This window comes from Escherichia sp. KCJ4928 (assembly GCF_004352695.1).
In the GTDB taxonomy this organism is placed as follows: Bacteria; Pseudomonadota; Gammaproteobacteria; order Enterobacterales; family Enterobacteriaceae; genus ECMA0423.
In genome coordinates, this window is the sequence record NZ_SJWV01000108.1 from 1 (window position 1) to 13,703 (window position 13,703).

The window sequence follows — 13,703 nt, forward strand, 5'->3', positions numbered from 1 at the left end:
CAATATAGCAACATCAAATTCCAATTAGTTATAAGATATGCTTTTTAATTGCATGCAAATAATTTTAAATGAGCGTTTTTTGATACTTTAGAGTGTTTCCTACCCTTTAATATCACCATGTAGAGTTGATATCACTACAACAGAAACATGCATGTCATTTGTTTACTTCTTTTTTACTACAGAAAAATTTATCTATTTTTCTAAACATCAGTGAAATACTCATAAAAGGTAACTATTATGTCTATGCCATTAAGCAATGCCCTTCAGAGTCAAATTATTACAGATAATCACTTCCTTCATCATCCAAAAGTCGACAGTGAGTTAACACGTCGATATGAATATGCACGCCTGGATACGGAAAATATCTATCTTCTGCCTCTTGCTCGTGGCAATAACCATAATTACGATGGAAAAAGCGTTGTCGAAATTAGAAAACTTGATATTAGTAAAGAGCCCTGGCCATTTAATTATGTGACAGAAACATGCAGAGAATCCGATGGTATTACAACAACAGGACGTATGCTCTATCGAAACTTGAAAATCACCACAGTTTTAGACGAAATATATGGTGGTATATGTAAAAAGGCGCATGCTGCCACAGAGTTAGCAGAAGGATTACGGCTAAATTTATTTATGAAGAGCCCTTTCGATCCTGTTGAGGACTATACAGTTCATGAAATAACATTAGGCCCTGGTTGCAATGTTCCAGGTTACGCCGGAACCACGATAGGATATATTTCAACCCTTCCAGCTTCTCAGGCAAAAAGATGGACCAATGAGCAGCCAAGGATTGATATCTATATTGATCAGATAATGACTGTCTCAGGGGTGGCAAATTCTTCCGGATTCGCCCTTGCCGCATTACTTAATGCTAATATTGAGTTGGGTAATGACCCAATAATTGGTATAGAAGCCTATCCCGGTACCGCGGAGATCCATGCAAAAATGGGATATAAAGTTATCCCGGGTGATGAAAATGCACCACTCAAACGTATGACTCTGCAACCGTCATCTCTTCCAGAACTGTTTGAATTAAAAAATGGTGAATGGAATTATATTGGTAAATAACTACCAGGAACAATGAGTACTAACATTCAGGTTATACAGATATTTAAACAATACCCTGCAATTTACAAAGTAATACTCATTGCGACTTCTTAATTTAAGAAAGCGCAAGGAACGTTTACCCTTGCGCTTATTATAATAAGTCAGGCGTCGACTTTATCCAGCGGCCATGAATCAAACAGATAGCCATCAAAATAAATATCGTCAACGTTCGAGAATTCCAGCAGACGTTGCTTAACGTTTTCCAGATGCTGCCACATTGCCAGCTTCGCCGCTCGGGCATCTTTTTTGATTAACGCGGCGAGGATCTGTTTGTGATCGCCCAACCACTCTTTGCGATACAGGCTGTCATCCAGATGGCTGTGCAACTGGATCCACATTGGGTTGTTTTCCCGCCACTGCCAGGACTGACGGAACAGCTCCACCAGCATGCTGTTATGCGTTGCTTCGGCAATAGCGAGATGGAACTGCATGTCACCGCTTTCGCTGCTGCCCGGCGCACTGGAAGCCAGTTCACGCTCTTCCAGTTGCAATGCCTGACGCATTTTGACGATATCTTCGCGGGTAGCCTGCAGGGCGGCAAACTCGGCGATGTTACTTTCCAGTAACTGACGCGCCTGTAACAGCTCAAAAGGACCCGCATCATTGCAGACGTTGGCATCCGGACTGTCTGTGTTGTGGCTGCCTGAGCTATCAAGAACATAGATACCGGCACCCCGGCGCACTTCCACCAGCCCTTTGATCTCCAGCATGATCAGCGCTTCACGTACCACCGTCCGCGTGACATCAAGCATTTCTGCAATTTCACGCTCCGGCGGCAGCCGTTCGCCAGGATTGTACGGCGTCTTTATGATCAGATCGCGGATCATCGCCCCGACTTCCTGGTAAGGTCTTTGCGCAGAGGTGGCAGATTTCATGGTGTTGTGTCCGTTAGGTGCGGTTAATCAAATTTTTGCCGGATGCGGCGTGAACGCCTTATCCGGCCTACAACGGGCAATTTTACGGCCCCCGTTAATCTCAAACTATACCATTAGCACTGGAAGTTGGCACGTACAGGTGGGCAAGAAAACGAAAACTGGTCAACCAAATACCAGTTTGATTGACCAGTAAGTCTGTAGGGTAATCAGTTAGTTACAGCGCAGCCACACACTCGCGCGCACCGCGTTCGCACAGCTGCTGATATGCCGCAGTCACCGCGCCAACAAAGTCGGCATTCTGCGGCAGATCATCGGCAAAAATACCGCTCAGGCCCAGCAGCGCTTTCACGCGGTCTGCGCCCTGATACTGCGCGTTAATCTTCTGGAACTCGGCCAGCATCGGGTCGACCACGTCAATGGCATTACCCTGCTCATCCACGCCCTGGGTGTAACGCATCCAGCCAGCCACGCCCAGCGCCAGGTGACGCCAGCTGCCGCCGTTTTGCAGGTGCAGACGCACCGGGTCCAGCAGACGCTGCGGTAACTTCTGGCTGCCGTCCATTGCAATCTGCCAGGTACGGTGACGCAGAGATGGGTTGCTGAAACGCTCGATCAGCAGCGTCGCATAGGCGTTCAGGTCCGTACCTTCCGGCATCGACAGCGTTGGCGCTTGTTCCTGCATCATCAGGGCAAAGGCCGCTTTGCGATAATCCGGGTTAGTCATGGTGTCGGCAATAGTTTCATAGCCGCCGAGGTAACCGAGGTACGCCAGGAAAGAGTGGCTGCCGTTCAGCATACGCAGCTTCATCATTTCGAACGGCACAACGTCTGCAACGAACTGTGCGCCCACTTTATCCCAGTCCGGGCGACCATTAACGAAGTTATCTTCAATCACCCACTGACGGAACGGTTCGCAGGCAATGGCGCACGGGTCGTAAACACCCAGCTGGTCAGCAATTTCCTGTAAGGTTTCTGGCGTCGCCGCTGGAACGATGCGGTCAACCATGGTGCATGGGAAGGTGACGTTCTCTTCAATCCATGCCGCCAGCTGCGGATCGCGTGCCTGAGCCAGTCCCAGTACCGCGACCTTCGCCACATGACCGTTTTCACGCACGTTATCGCAGGACATCACCGTAAACGCTTTCAACCCTTTTTCACGACGCAGACGCAAGGCTTCGACGATGTAACCAATCGCGGACTTCGGCGCAGTCGGGTTTTCCAGATCGTGCTTGATCAGTGGGTTATTGAGATCCAGCTGACCGCTTGCCGCATCAGCGCAGTAGCCTTTTTCCGTGACCGTCAGGGAGACAATCGCCGTCTGCGGACGCGCCATCGCGTTGAGAATACCTTCGCAACCGTCGATTTCCGGATGCAGCGCTTCTTTCATCGAACCGATAATTTTCAGCTCGGTGCTTTCCGCGCCTTTTTCCGCTACGGTGTACAGCAGTTGCTGTTTTTTCAGGTTTTCGATCAGCACGCGGTCGTTGCCTGGCATCAGGTTAACTTCGCAGATACCCCAGTCGCTGTCGGTGCTTTCCAGCAGATGATGGGTATACAGCGCCTGGTGCGCGCGGTGAAACGCCCCGCAACCGAGATGCACAATGCGTGATTCCAGACGAGAATGATCCCATGACGGGCGGGCAACCGGCAGATTGCTGTCAACAATAGTAGTCATCGTAAACTCCAGAATCCGTCTTCAGAGAGTGACGGCAAGGAAGAAGGAACCGGCACGGCGCGCAGCCATGCCGGTGGGTATTAACGGCTAAAGAAAGCGCGCTGGATCGCCAGTTCGACACCGCGAACTTCGGCCAGGCCTTTCAGACGACCAATTGCGGAGTAACCTGGGTTGGTTTTCTTCTTCAGGTCGTCCAGCATCTGATGACCGTGGTCCGGACGCATCGGGATCAGGTCTTCTTTGCCTTCCGCTTTACGACGGTGTTCTTCTTCAACAATCGCTTTCACCACTTCGTACATATCAACGTCACCGTTCAGGTGCGCCGCTTCGTGGAAGGTTTTCGGGTTATCTTCACGCATGGTGGAGCGCAGATGGGTGAAGTAAATACGCGGACCGAACTGCTTGATCATATCAACCAGATCGTTGTCAGCACGCACGCCGTAGGAACCGGTGCACATGGTAAAACCGTTTGCCATGCTGTTTACGGTATCAACCATCCACTGCATATCTTCAATGGTGGAAACAATGCGCGGCAGGCCGAGGATCGGGCGCGGCGGATCGTCCGGGTGAACAGCCATACGCACGCCAACTTCTTCGGCAACCGGAATAATCGCTTTCAGGAAGACGGCAAAGTTTTCGCGCAGTTTGGCTTTGTCGATATCTTTGTACAGCTCCAGGTGCTTACGGAACTGGTCGAGGGTGTACCCTTCTTCCGCGCCCGGCAGACCAGCGATGATGTTACGGGTCAGACGCGCTTTGTCTTCATCGCTCATAGTGGCGAAGCGAACAGCAGCCTGAGCAATTTCTTCTTCGGTGTAATCCGCTTCCGCGCCTGGACGTTTCAGGATATGCATTTCGAATGCAGCGAATTCGATCTGGTCGAAGCGCAGCGCTTTGGAGCCGTCTGGCAGCACGTATTCGAGGTCAGTACGGGTCCAGTCGAGCACCGGCATGAAGTTGTAGCACACGGTGCGAATGCCGCACTGCGCCAGGTTGCGCAGAGTCTGCTGATAGTTAGCGATCCACTGCTCATAGTTGCCAGTGTGGGTTTTGATATCTTCGTGAATTGGTACGCTTTCTACGACAGACCACACCAGGCCTGCGTCTTCAACGATCGCCTTGCGTTTGAGGATCTCTTCTACGGACCATACTTCGCCGTTCGGGATATGGTGCAGCGCGGTAACCACGCCAGTTGCGCCCGCCTGACGGACATCAGCTAAAGAAACCGGATCGTTTGGGCCGTACCAGCGCCAGGTCTGTTCCATGATTTTTCCTCTTTCACATAGTGGGTTCCACAGCAAAGAGACGCGGAACCCTGGAGTTGTTTAGGTATCCGGATGAACAACCAGACCGCAGCCGTGGCGTTGCATCGGATGAGATGGCGTATAAGTTCTACCTTTTGGTAAGACATGTCAACCCGAATTCTGAAATTGGTTAACCACATCACAAGAATTTCACTCTCCTGGTTGTTGCTGCAAATTGCAGCAAAAGGTTATCGATGGTTATTGATCAGAGGATGTGACATTCATCGCAACAATGGTTGACCAATTTACATAACATGTCGCCCAAAATAACAACGGTTCAACCAGGTAAGGTAAAACGTTATGCATGTGCTTAACATTCTCTGGGTAGTATTCGGTATCGGCCTGATGCTGGTACTGAATTTGAAGTTCAAAATCAATTCAATGGTGGCTTTGTTGGTGGCGGCGCTGTCCGTCGGGATGCTGGCGGGCATGGATTTGATGTCGCTGCTGCACACTATGAAAGCGGGCTTCGGCAACACGCTGGGGGAACTGGCTATCATCGTGGTGTTCGGTGCGGTCATCGGTAAATTGATGGTCGACTCCGGCGCGGCTCACCAGATAGCGCATACGCTGCTGGCGCGTCTCGGTCTGCGCTATGTACAGCTGTCGGTGATTATCATCGGCCTGATTTTTGGTCTGGCGATGTTCTATGAAGTGGCCTTTATCATGTTAGCGCCGCTGGTTATTGTTATTGCCGCCGAAGCTAAAATTCCGTTCCTGAAACTGGCGATCCCGGCAGTAGCAGCTGCCACTACCGCACATTCACTGTTCCCACCGCAGCCGGGTCCGGTGGCGCTGGTGAATGCTTATGGCGCGGATATGGGGATGGTTTATATCTATGGCGTACTGGTGACGATCCCAAGTGTAATCTGCGCAGGTCTGATCCTGCCGAAGTTCCTCGGCAATCTTGAGCGCCCAACGCCATCATTCCTGAAAGCAGATCAACCGGTAGATATGAATAATCTGCCCTCTTTCGGCGTTTCGATTCTGGTGCCGCTGATCCCGGCGATCATTATGATCTCTACCACCATCGCCAATATCTGGCTGGTAAAAGATACCCCTGCCTGGGAAGTGGTTAACTTTATCGGTTCCTCGCCGATTGCAATGTTTATTGCGATGGTGGTTGCATTCGTACTCTTTGGCACCGCACGTGGTCATGACATGCAGTGGGTGATGAACGCTTTTGAAAGCGCGGTGAAGAGTATTGCAATGGTGATTCTGATCATCGGTGCGGGTGGCGTGCTGAAGCAGACCATCATCGACACCGGCATTGGCGACACCATCGGCATGTTGATGTCCCACGGCAATATCTCGCCCTACATCATGGCATGGCTGATCACTGTGCTAATTCGTCTGGCGACGGGTCAGGGTGTCGTTTCGGCGATGACCGCCGCCGGGATTATCAGTGCTGCAATCCTAGATCCAGCAACTGGTCAGCTGGTTGGCGTGAATCCGGCGCTGCTGGTGCTGGCGACGGCTGCGGGTTCCAACACCCTCACCCACATTAACGATGCATCTTTCTGGTTGTTCAAAGGTTACTTTGACCTGTCAGTAAAAGACACGTTGAAAACCTGGGGTCTGCTGGAGCTGGTCAACTCCGTGGTTGGGCTGATTATTGTGCTGATTATTAGCATGGTAGCGTAAAAGAACACCAGAGCCTGCCAATGGCAGGCTCAGACTGATGACAAAGTCTAAAAATGTGCCCGGACAGTCCCCTCGCCCCTCCGGGGAGAGGGTTAGGGTGAGGGGAAAAGACCCGCAAAGTGCGCTTTGTTTATGCCAGATGCGACGCTGACGCGTCTTATCTGGCCTACGAAGGGCTAACGTGCAGTTTTTTAGCTTCAGGCAATATTGCGTACCTGCATTAGCAATGTCCTGTGATTTCTTTATTGATAAACAAAAGTCACGCCAATAATCGATTGCACATTCCCTGCAGTCACCTGCCCTCCGGTACGAGCGTAATTTGCCGTTAATCCCAGACTTACCGCCGAAGTCCCTACTGCTCCTAACGATACCGTGTTATTCGCTGGAATAATCGTACCGTTGCGCGTCAACTGTACGCCGACGCCCTGCGCTGGTGAAAACGAGGCGGTATTGGTGAAAATCGAGTTGCCCGCATCTGCGGTTGTGCCGGAGAGGTAATATCCCAGGTTTTGGCTTTTCGCACAATAAACGGTAAGAGGAATCGGCACTGAACCAGGGTAGTCCGGCAGAGTAACGGTGACATCACGAGCAGAAACATCGCAGCCGCCAGTAGGCACCACCACATCATTATTGGCGTAAATATTCCACACAAACTGGAAATCATCGCTGTTATAGTTGTTGGTCTGTCGCAAAATAAGCACGGCAATTAATGAGCCAGCTTTAATCGCCACCCCGCCCGCACTGCTCACAGGCGTCAAATAAAGCGCCACCGGCCACGGCTTATCCGTTCTCGAATTATAAACAACCCGCGGCGTTTCGCTGGTGGTCGGAAATGGATAGCTACTGCCACTATATTTTACGGTCCCGGAAAAATTAGATAACACGCCGCCATAAGCCGAGCCTCGTTGCAGTGTGACATAGTCTGTAATGGTTTCCGGATAATCGTTATGGCAAAAGATTTGCGTCGAAAGATCTACGACCAGGTTTTGCCCCACATTCACGGCAGGCGCAAGGTTTACATAAACATTAGCGCTGCCACCGCCAATAGGGATAGCGGTACCATTGGCGGTTTTACAGGCGAATGACCAGGCATTTACCGACCAGCCCATCAGCAGTACAGCAAACAGGGTAATAACTCGTTTCATTACAATTATCTCTTCGGGTTCAGCTGTAGGTATAGGTGATGCTAATCACTGCCTGAATGGTTCCCTGAGTGGCTCCGCCATTTACCGTCAATGCTCTGACCTGTAACGGGAAGTGCGCTGATTGTGAGGAATCATCCACCTGAACTGTTTTGGTTGCGCCAGTATTCAATGTGTTGCCACTGTCATCCTGTAGCTCTAACTGGATGTTTTGCGCGGTCCCCTGGTTTTTATAATATCCGGTACTGTCGGCTGCCCCGCTGAAGCTGGCAGTGACCCTCGACGTTCCCACCGGACAATTAGTCAACTCAAGCGCAACATCATGCCAGGCCGATGCCGCCCCGGCAGACATCAGACTGAAAGAATAAAGATCGCCGAGATCAACCGTGGCATTGGTGGTGGAAACCGTGCACGGTTTGGCGACGACCTTACCGTTCACCGTGATGGTGACATCGGCTGCCTGTATCGTCGCACTTGCGAGCGCCAATATTGCCGCCAATAAATACCCACGTTTGCGCCATTTCATGAGCATCTCCAGTTACTGATATTCAAGAGTGAAGGTAGCCGTGGCATTGATATGCCCCGCAGTGACAGGCACCTGTGTCGCCATTAGCCGGGCGTAAAAATTCAACGTATTTGGTTTACCCGGCGTCAGGGTCGTCCACGAAATCGCGGACGATGGAGCATTAAGGGGTATCTGATTTTGCTGCTCATTCAGAAGCTGTATTCCCAGTCCCGAAGCCGCTGATACCGTATTTTCAAGTGCAAGCAGGTTGGCATTGTGGCTATCTGCAACGCCGGTAAACCCAACCTTTACGGCAGAAACGGCGTTACCACAGGGTGACAGCAAAATACGAAATGGAACGACAGGAGTCGTTGCGCCAATGTTGTTAAATTGCTTCGCCGCGTTTTCCATCAGATCAACAGTAAAATTGGTTGATTCAGCGGCCACACTACAGCCGTTATCCCTGACATAGCCGCGGATAGTAATCGTGCTATCCGCAGCCAAAGCGTGACTCACCGCCAGCCACAAAAAAGCGCACAGAAGATAAAAAGGTTTGTTTCTCATCACGCCCCCTTAACGACATTCAGCTGATAGCTGGGTTAATAACTGCTGCTGACTCTCTGGTGGCAGTTGATAATTGGCGACACAGTGAGCATTTTCCTCTTCTCCCCATTTCACCTGAACTTTTCCCGCTAAAGGCATTCCGCTGAGGTAAACCTGACCATTATCCGCAACAATGCCGCTACTCTGGCTACTCTCTGATGTCACCATCGCCCCAAACGGCAGCGGCTTATTATTGTGGGTTAGCGTCATGAGCAGTTTTATCCCAACGCGCGCTTTAAACTCTGCTCGCACGATCGCCCCACGAGTGGGAACAACGTTAGCGACCGCGTTATCTAAATCGACGTTATCAGCCAGGGTATTGGTATCCAGCGCCACTCTATTTTCCCGATATTCAGTGGCATAAGGCAGCACGGCATAACCACGCCAGTCGGTACGCACCCCCGTCTGGTTTTCGACTTTTGCATCTTTTGCGCCAGGCGCTTTAACAAGCACCACCGTATCGTTTAACGGCTGCCCCAGCGTTACGCCATTGGCATGAGCCAGTACCCCACCGCTGACTCCGTAATAGAGCTGCTTAATATCATCACTATGGCTGTAACCGATATTGGCATTGCCGTAACCACCGCGATAATTCAGCGTGGCGTAGCCTGTGCTTCCGCTATTACCATCGCCTCCCCCGGCATAGCCGGTTTGCACGCTATAGCTGAGGTTGTTGTCTTCCAGCAACGTACCGTATACACCAGCCAGATTGGTCATTCGACCGTTGAGATCGTGTGACATGCTGTAGCTGGCACTGGCATGTCGCCACTGAGATTTACTGTCAGAATGCAGCCAGTGGCTGAAAGGAATATTGACGTTAAGCGCTAACATCTGATCACGTCCTTTTTGCCAGGCGTTTTTCGTCAGGCTATAGCTGAGCGTCCAGTTGATATCTTCGAACGCAGTATTTAATCCAGCCTGGAATTGCTCATCGACATTACTCGTTCCCCAATAAGTTTGATGGCTACCACTCAAATACAGTGTTGATGAGCGCCCGAGTTGCTGAGTAACGGTGAGTTGTAATTTCCCGCGTTTGTTATAAGCGAGGTTGTAATAGTCGGTGAATTTCGGCTTAACCTGAATAACTCCGTCCTGTGTTTCGATGTTGTAGCCATTCATTCGACTGTATGTTGTATCAGCGAAATTAAAATATCCGCTGGTCGAATAACGGTAACCCACTAACTGAATATTCGTGCCTGACTCATTGAGCGATTTGTTATAGAGAAAACGCACCGATTGTCCGTCATGCTGACTGTCATCGGGAAGTGTGGAATTAGCCTGCGTCATATCCACAGACAGAGCGCCCAGTGCCCCCATGTTTTTCCCGATACCGAAATTAAAAGCACGATAACGATCCGCCAGTTGCGTTCCACCATATATTGTCCAGCCAGCCGGAAGGCCGTGGAGTAATGTACTCTGGAAAAAGCGGGGTTTTTCCTGCTGCGCATTTCCACTACGGTATTCTCCTGCCGTAATGGAATAACGAGTATGCCCTTCACGTTGCAAAAGCGGGACTGACGAATAGGGTACGGTAAAAATCTGCGTGCTGCCGTCAGCCTCTTTGATCGTTACCTGCAAGTCACCACTATTACCTGCGGCATAGATATCGTTGATGGTAAAAGGTCCCGGTGGCACCGTACTATTATAAATGTCATACCCATTTTGTTTAATAGTGACCTGTGCAGTACCACGAGCAATACCGTGGATCACCGGGGCAAATCCTCTTTGGCTATCGGGTAACATATTGTCATCTGAGGCCAATTGTACGCCGCGAAAGTTAATACCATCGAAAATATCGCCCTGAGTATAACCATCACCCAGCGTCAGCCGGGAACGTAACGGTATTATGTCTCGCTCAAGCCAGGTATTGATATGCTGCCATTTATTTTTGCTACCTGATGATCTGTCGCTACTGTTATAACTCCAGGTGGTATTGTCGCGTAAACGCCACGCACCAATATTTAACCCACTCTGTAGGTTTAAATATGCATAATGGCTGTTACCCCCAATCCGATTCTGTACACTATTTCCGCTGAAATTATAATTGAGCAATCCGGCATTAATACCGGGATCCCATAACTCAGGAGGAATATAACCACGCGCGCGATTACTCATAAATGCCTGAGGGATCGTCAGGTTGAGTCGCTGCTGACCAACATCTAAATGCGCAGTAGCGTCATGGATCATTGAGGTTAATGGCACGCAGGCATCATCCGCCAGCAGATTCATACCGGAGACAGAAGCCGTATTCAGCCCCATACTGGCAAGCTGCGCGCGTGTCAGGCAGGGAACAATCCCTTGTTCACTGTCGCCCGTATTAAATGTGACATCACGCGTTGCCATATAACCATTATTCAAATAGATATCGACACGATACGTCCCTGGCGGTAATTCTTGCCCATTTTCAAAACGCGATAAATCAGCCACAGCCTGGGGATCATCCGCTAAAAAACGCGGGTTAAAATAGAGTTCGGCAGATGACAAAGGTGCCTGTGCGGCAAAAGCACAGGCAACAAAGAGCCGGACAAAAAAACCAGCCAAACGATGCTTACGAATATGCAAGCATTGTGTGTTTCGCTGGTAAAGTCTTAAATTCAGATATGACATTATTCCTCCGGTTTAAAATCACCCGGCAGTCAATTCTTTTTATTCAGGCGAAAAATTCCCCCTGCGTTATTCCATTACGCCCGTCATTTTGGGGGTAAGTGCGCCATAATCATTTATTGTTCGGTAAGTAATATTGCTTCCTGCATCAGAAGGCAATTTAACCGTGCTTTCGCCCATTGGAGGCACCAATGCATTTTCAAGAACCCGGGTTCCGGCATTCAACTCTGTTACCGTCAGGTAATAGGGTGTCGGGTTAATCAGCGTCAGAGAATTCGCGCTACGACGAAATCTTAATTTTTCTGCGGCCTGATCGGGTGGCAACGCTAATTTAGCTGGGCGATAGTACAGTTTAATGCGGCTGATAATTGCGAGCTGTAGCGTATTCTCAGTCAATTTTGATTTATCCATTGACGGAATCGCTTTAACATTCATCCAGAATAAACTTTCCCGATCCTGTGGCAATTGGTTATTTGTTGCATCAAGAATACGCAAGGTATTCTCTCTTTTTCCCTTCATCGCAAACAGAGGAGGCGTCACGATAAAACGACCATCCTTTACACCATCGGCATTTTCCACCCATGATTGAATTAAATAGGTACTATTTTCATCATTATTTGTCACGGCAAGTTGCACTTGTTTTTGCCCTGCCGGATAAATTACGCGAGTCGCACCTAAGGCCACTCCCGCTTCAGCGCGTCCGGCAACCATCATTGCCATGAACATCAGGATACCTGCCAGCAAGCAGAATGTTATTTCCTGCGATTTCCTTACATTGACGTTTTTATTACTCACTGTCCTGTTCCTGTTATCACATTATCTGCTGAACAATTACTGATAGGTTAAAGAGAACCAGGCCTGGGCATTGGCGATGCCGCCAGTAACCCGACGCCCGGTAGCACGATATTTGGCGATGAAATGTAGCGAAGTAGAGCCTGAGTAAAGCCGTTTCCAGTTTGCTGGAGGACGATTAATCGGTACGAGGTTTCCTTCATCATCAAACAACGCTACGCCAATATTGGTGGCTATCCCTGGCCCCTCTCCCACGGAAAGCACATCCGGATTTTTACCATCCGCGACACCGTGAAACGCCACACCTACACGTTCGCTCACCACCGTGCTACATTCCCGTAAATGAATAACAAAAGGCACCGGTGCGCTATCTTCCCCTACCGCATGAAACCGGTTACTGCTGATTTGCCCCATATTGACCGTCATTTGTTTATCACCGGCTTCAATCCGGCAAGTTTCCGCAATAATGACGCCCTGAAATTGCATATTTCCGCCGGGCAGCGTGGTATTCCATTTATTTCCGGCCAGAGCAAACATTGGCAGCAACGACGCTAATAGAAATAATCTCTTCCTTTTCATCGTTATTTTTATCGCACAAGGGTGGGCATCCCTGCCCGTAATGACGTCCCTGAACCTGGGTAGGTTATTGATACTGAACCTTGAAGGTCGCATCCGCATTAGCTGCGCCAGGGGTTGCGGCACCGGTTGCAAAATAACGCGCCTGGAACGGAATGGTGTTGGTTCCGTTATTCAGGGTTGTTTCTGAACTAAATGTCGCACCGTCCAGCGCCAGCGCAGCACCCGTTCTGTCCAGGATCTGCACACCAACGTTTGTTGCGCTACCCGCAGCTGAACTCTGCAGAGCCAGTACATCAGTATGCGTAGCATCAATTGCCGTACCTAAGAAGGCAACAGCGGCTTTTGTGGCAACAGTGGTATCGCAATCATTCAGCTGAATGTTAAAACCAACGGCAGAGCTGGTTGCTCCAGCCTGCTTCAGGCTAGCGGTACGAACCTGGCCCAACTGAACGGTTTGATCAACAGAGCCTGCATCAACTGCGCAAGCGGCGTTAACAACTTCCCCTTTAAAGTGAACGGTCCCACCATTTACCGTCGTAGTATCGGCCAGAGCCGCTGCGGAACTGAGGGACAGAGCCGACAGAACAACGATTGCCAGAGTTTTAATTTTCATGCTGCTTTCCTTTAAAAAACTATTTCTAAATCGACATGGGCAGTCGTTCTGTACACTTTGTTTTGTCAACGAGTTTGACTGCCAACACTGCACAGTTTTCCCCCAAAAGATGAAACATTTGGGGCCATTTTGACTCATAGAGGAAAGCATCGCGCACAAACTTTTTCAGTTTATTTGTTGGCTTAATATTCTATTGTTATCGTTATTTATAGATTTTTATATTGCATGAGGTGGTTTTTGGAGAGAAGAATGAGGAAGAT

12 protein-coding genes are annotated in these 13,703 nt (G+C 49.7%); 2 read left to right on the forward strand and 10 right to left on the reverse strand.

Translation table 11 applies throughout. From position 1 onward, the window contains the following. Nucleotides 1–237 precede the first annotated feature (237 nt). Nucleotides 238–1,068: a DUF2686 family protein gene (locus tag E0D98_RS15375; protein ID WP_000062581.1), complete on the forward strand. Its 831-nt coding sequence runs from the start codon at nt 238–240 to the stop codon at nt 1,066–1,068. 140 nt (nt 1,069–1,208) lie between these two features. Here E0D98_RS15375 and uxuR read toward each other — a convergent pair whose 3' ends face one another. The 3 genes from uxuR to uxuA form a co-directional block, all read right to left on the reverse strand. After that, on the reverse strand, nt 1,209–1,982 hold the full coding sequence (gene uxuR / locus E0D98_RS15380) for a Uxu operon transcriptional regulator (RefSeq protein WP_000833686.1): 774 nt from the start codon (nt 1,980–1,982) through the stop codon (nt 1,209–1,211). Between the two features lie 214 nt (nt 1,983–2,196). Beyond that, on the reverse strand, nt 2,197–3,657 hold the full coding sequence (locus tag E0D98_RS15385; protein WP_000208194.1) for a fructuronate reductase: 1,461 nt from the start codon (nt 3,655–3,657) through the stop codon (nt 2,197–2,199). 80 nt (nt 3,658–3,737) lie between these two features. Further along, the gene (uxuA, locus tag E0D98_RS15390; protein WP_000438591.1) at nt 3,738–4,922 is read right to left on the reverse strand and encodes a mannonate dehydratase; all 1,185 of its coding nucleotides are present in this window, start codon (nt 4,920–4,922) and stop codon (nt 3,738–3,740) included. 339 nt (nt 4,923–5,261) lie between these two features. Between uxuA and gntP the strand changes: the two genes are divergently transcribed. Next, nucleotides 5,262–6,605: a gluconate permease GntP gene (gene gntP / locus E0D98_RS15395; RefSeq protein ID WP_000558251.1), complete on the forward strand. Its 1,344-nt coding sequence runs from the start codon at nt 5,262–5,264 to the stop codon at nt 6,603–6,605. Between the two features lie 242 nt (nt 6,606–6,847). Here the strand turns inward: gntP and fimH are convergent, their stop codons facing one another. The 7 genes from fimH to fimA form a co-directional block, all read right to left on the reverse strand. Continuing rightward, entirely contained in the window at nt 6,848–7,750 is a 903-nt protein-coding gene (gene fimH / locus E0D98_RS15400) for a type 1 fimbria D-mannose specific adhesin FimH (RefSeq protein WP_000832227.1), read from the reverse strand. 19 nt (nt 7,751–7,769) lie between these two features. Continuing rightward, nucleotides 7,770–8,273: a type 1 fimbria minor subunit FimG gene (gene fimG / locus E0D98_RS15405; RefSeq protein WP_000872005.1), complete on the reverse strand. Its 504-nt coding sequence runs from the start codon at nt 8,271–8,273 to the stop codon at nt 7,770–7,772. Between the two features lie 12 nt (nt 8,274–8,285). After that, nucleotides 8,286–8,816, reverse strand: a complete 531-nt coding sequence (gene fimF, locus E0D98_RS15410; protein WP_001244826.1) for a type 1 fimbria minor subunit FimF — start codon at nt 8,814–8,816, stop codon at nt 8,286–8,288. Between the two features lie 9 nt (nt 8,817–8,825). Next, complete coding sequence (gene fimD / locus E0D98_RS15415) at nt 8,826–11,462, reverse strand: fimbrial usher FimD (protein WP_050877257.1); 2,637 nt, start codon at nt 11,460–11,462, stop codon at nt 8,826–8,828. Nucleotides 11,463–11,528: 66 nt separating this feature from the next. Beyond that, the gene (fimC, locus tag E0D98_RS15420) at nt 11,529–12,254 is read right to left on the reverse strand and encodes a type 1 fimbria chaperone FimC (RefSeq protein ID WP_000066573.1); all 726 of its coding nucleotides are present in this window, start codon (nt 12,252–12,254) and stop codon (nt 11,529–11,531) included. Between the two features lie 36 nt (nt 12,255–12,290). Continuing rightward, complete coding sequence (locus E0D98_RS15425) at nt 12,291–12,830, reverse strand: fimbrial protein (protein WP_000824114.1); 540 nt, start codon at nt 12,828–12,830, stop codon at nt 12,291–12,293. Between the two features lie 64 nt (nt 12,831–12,894). After that, on the reverse strand, nt 12,895–13,443 hold the full coding sequence (gene fimA / locus E0D98_RS15430; RefSeq protein ID WP_000695543.1) for a type 1 fimbrial major subunit FimA: 549 nt from the start codon (nt 13,441–13,443) through the stop codon (nt 12,895–12,897). Nucleotides 13,444–13,703: the final 260 nt, after the last annotated feature.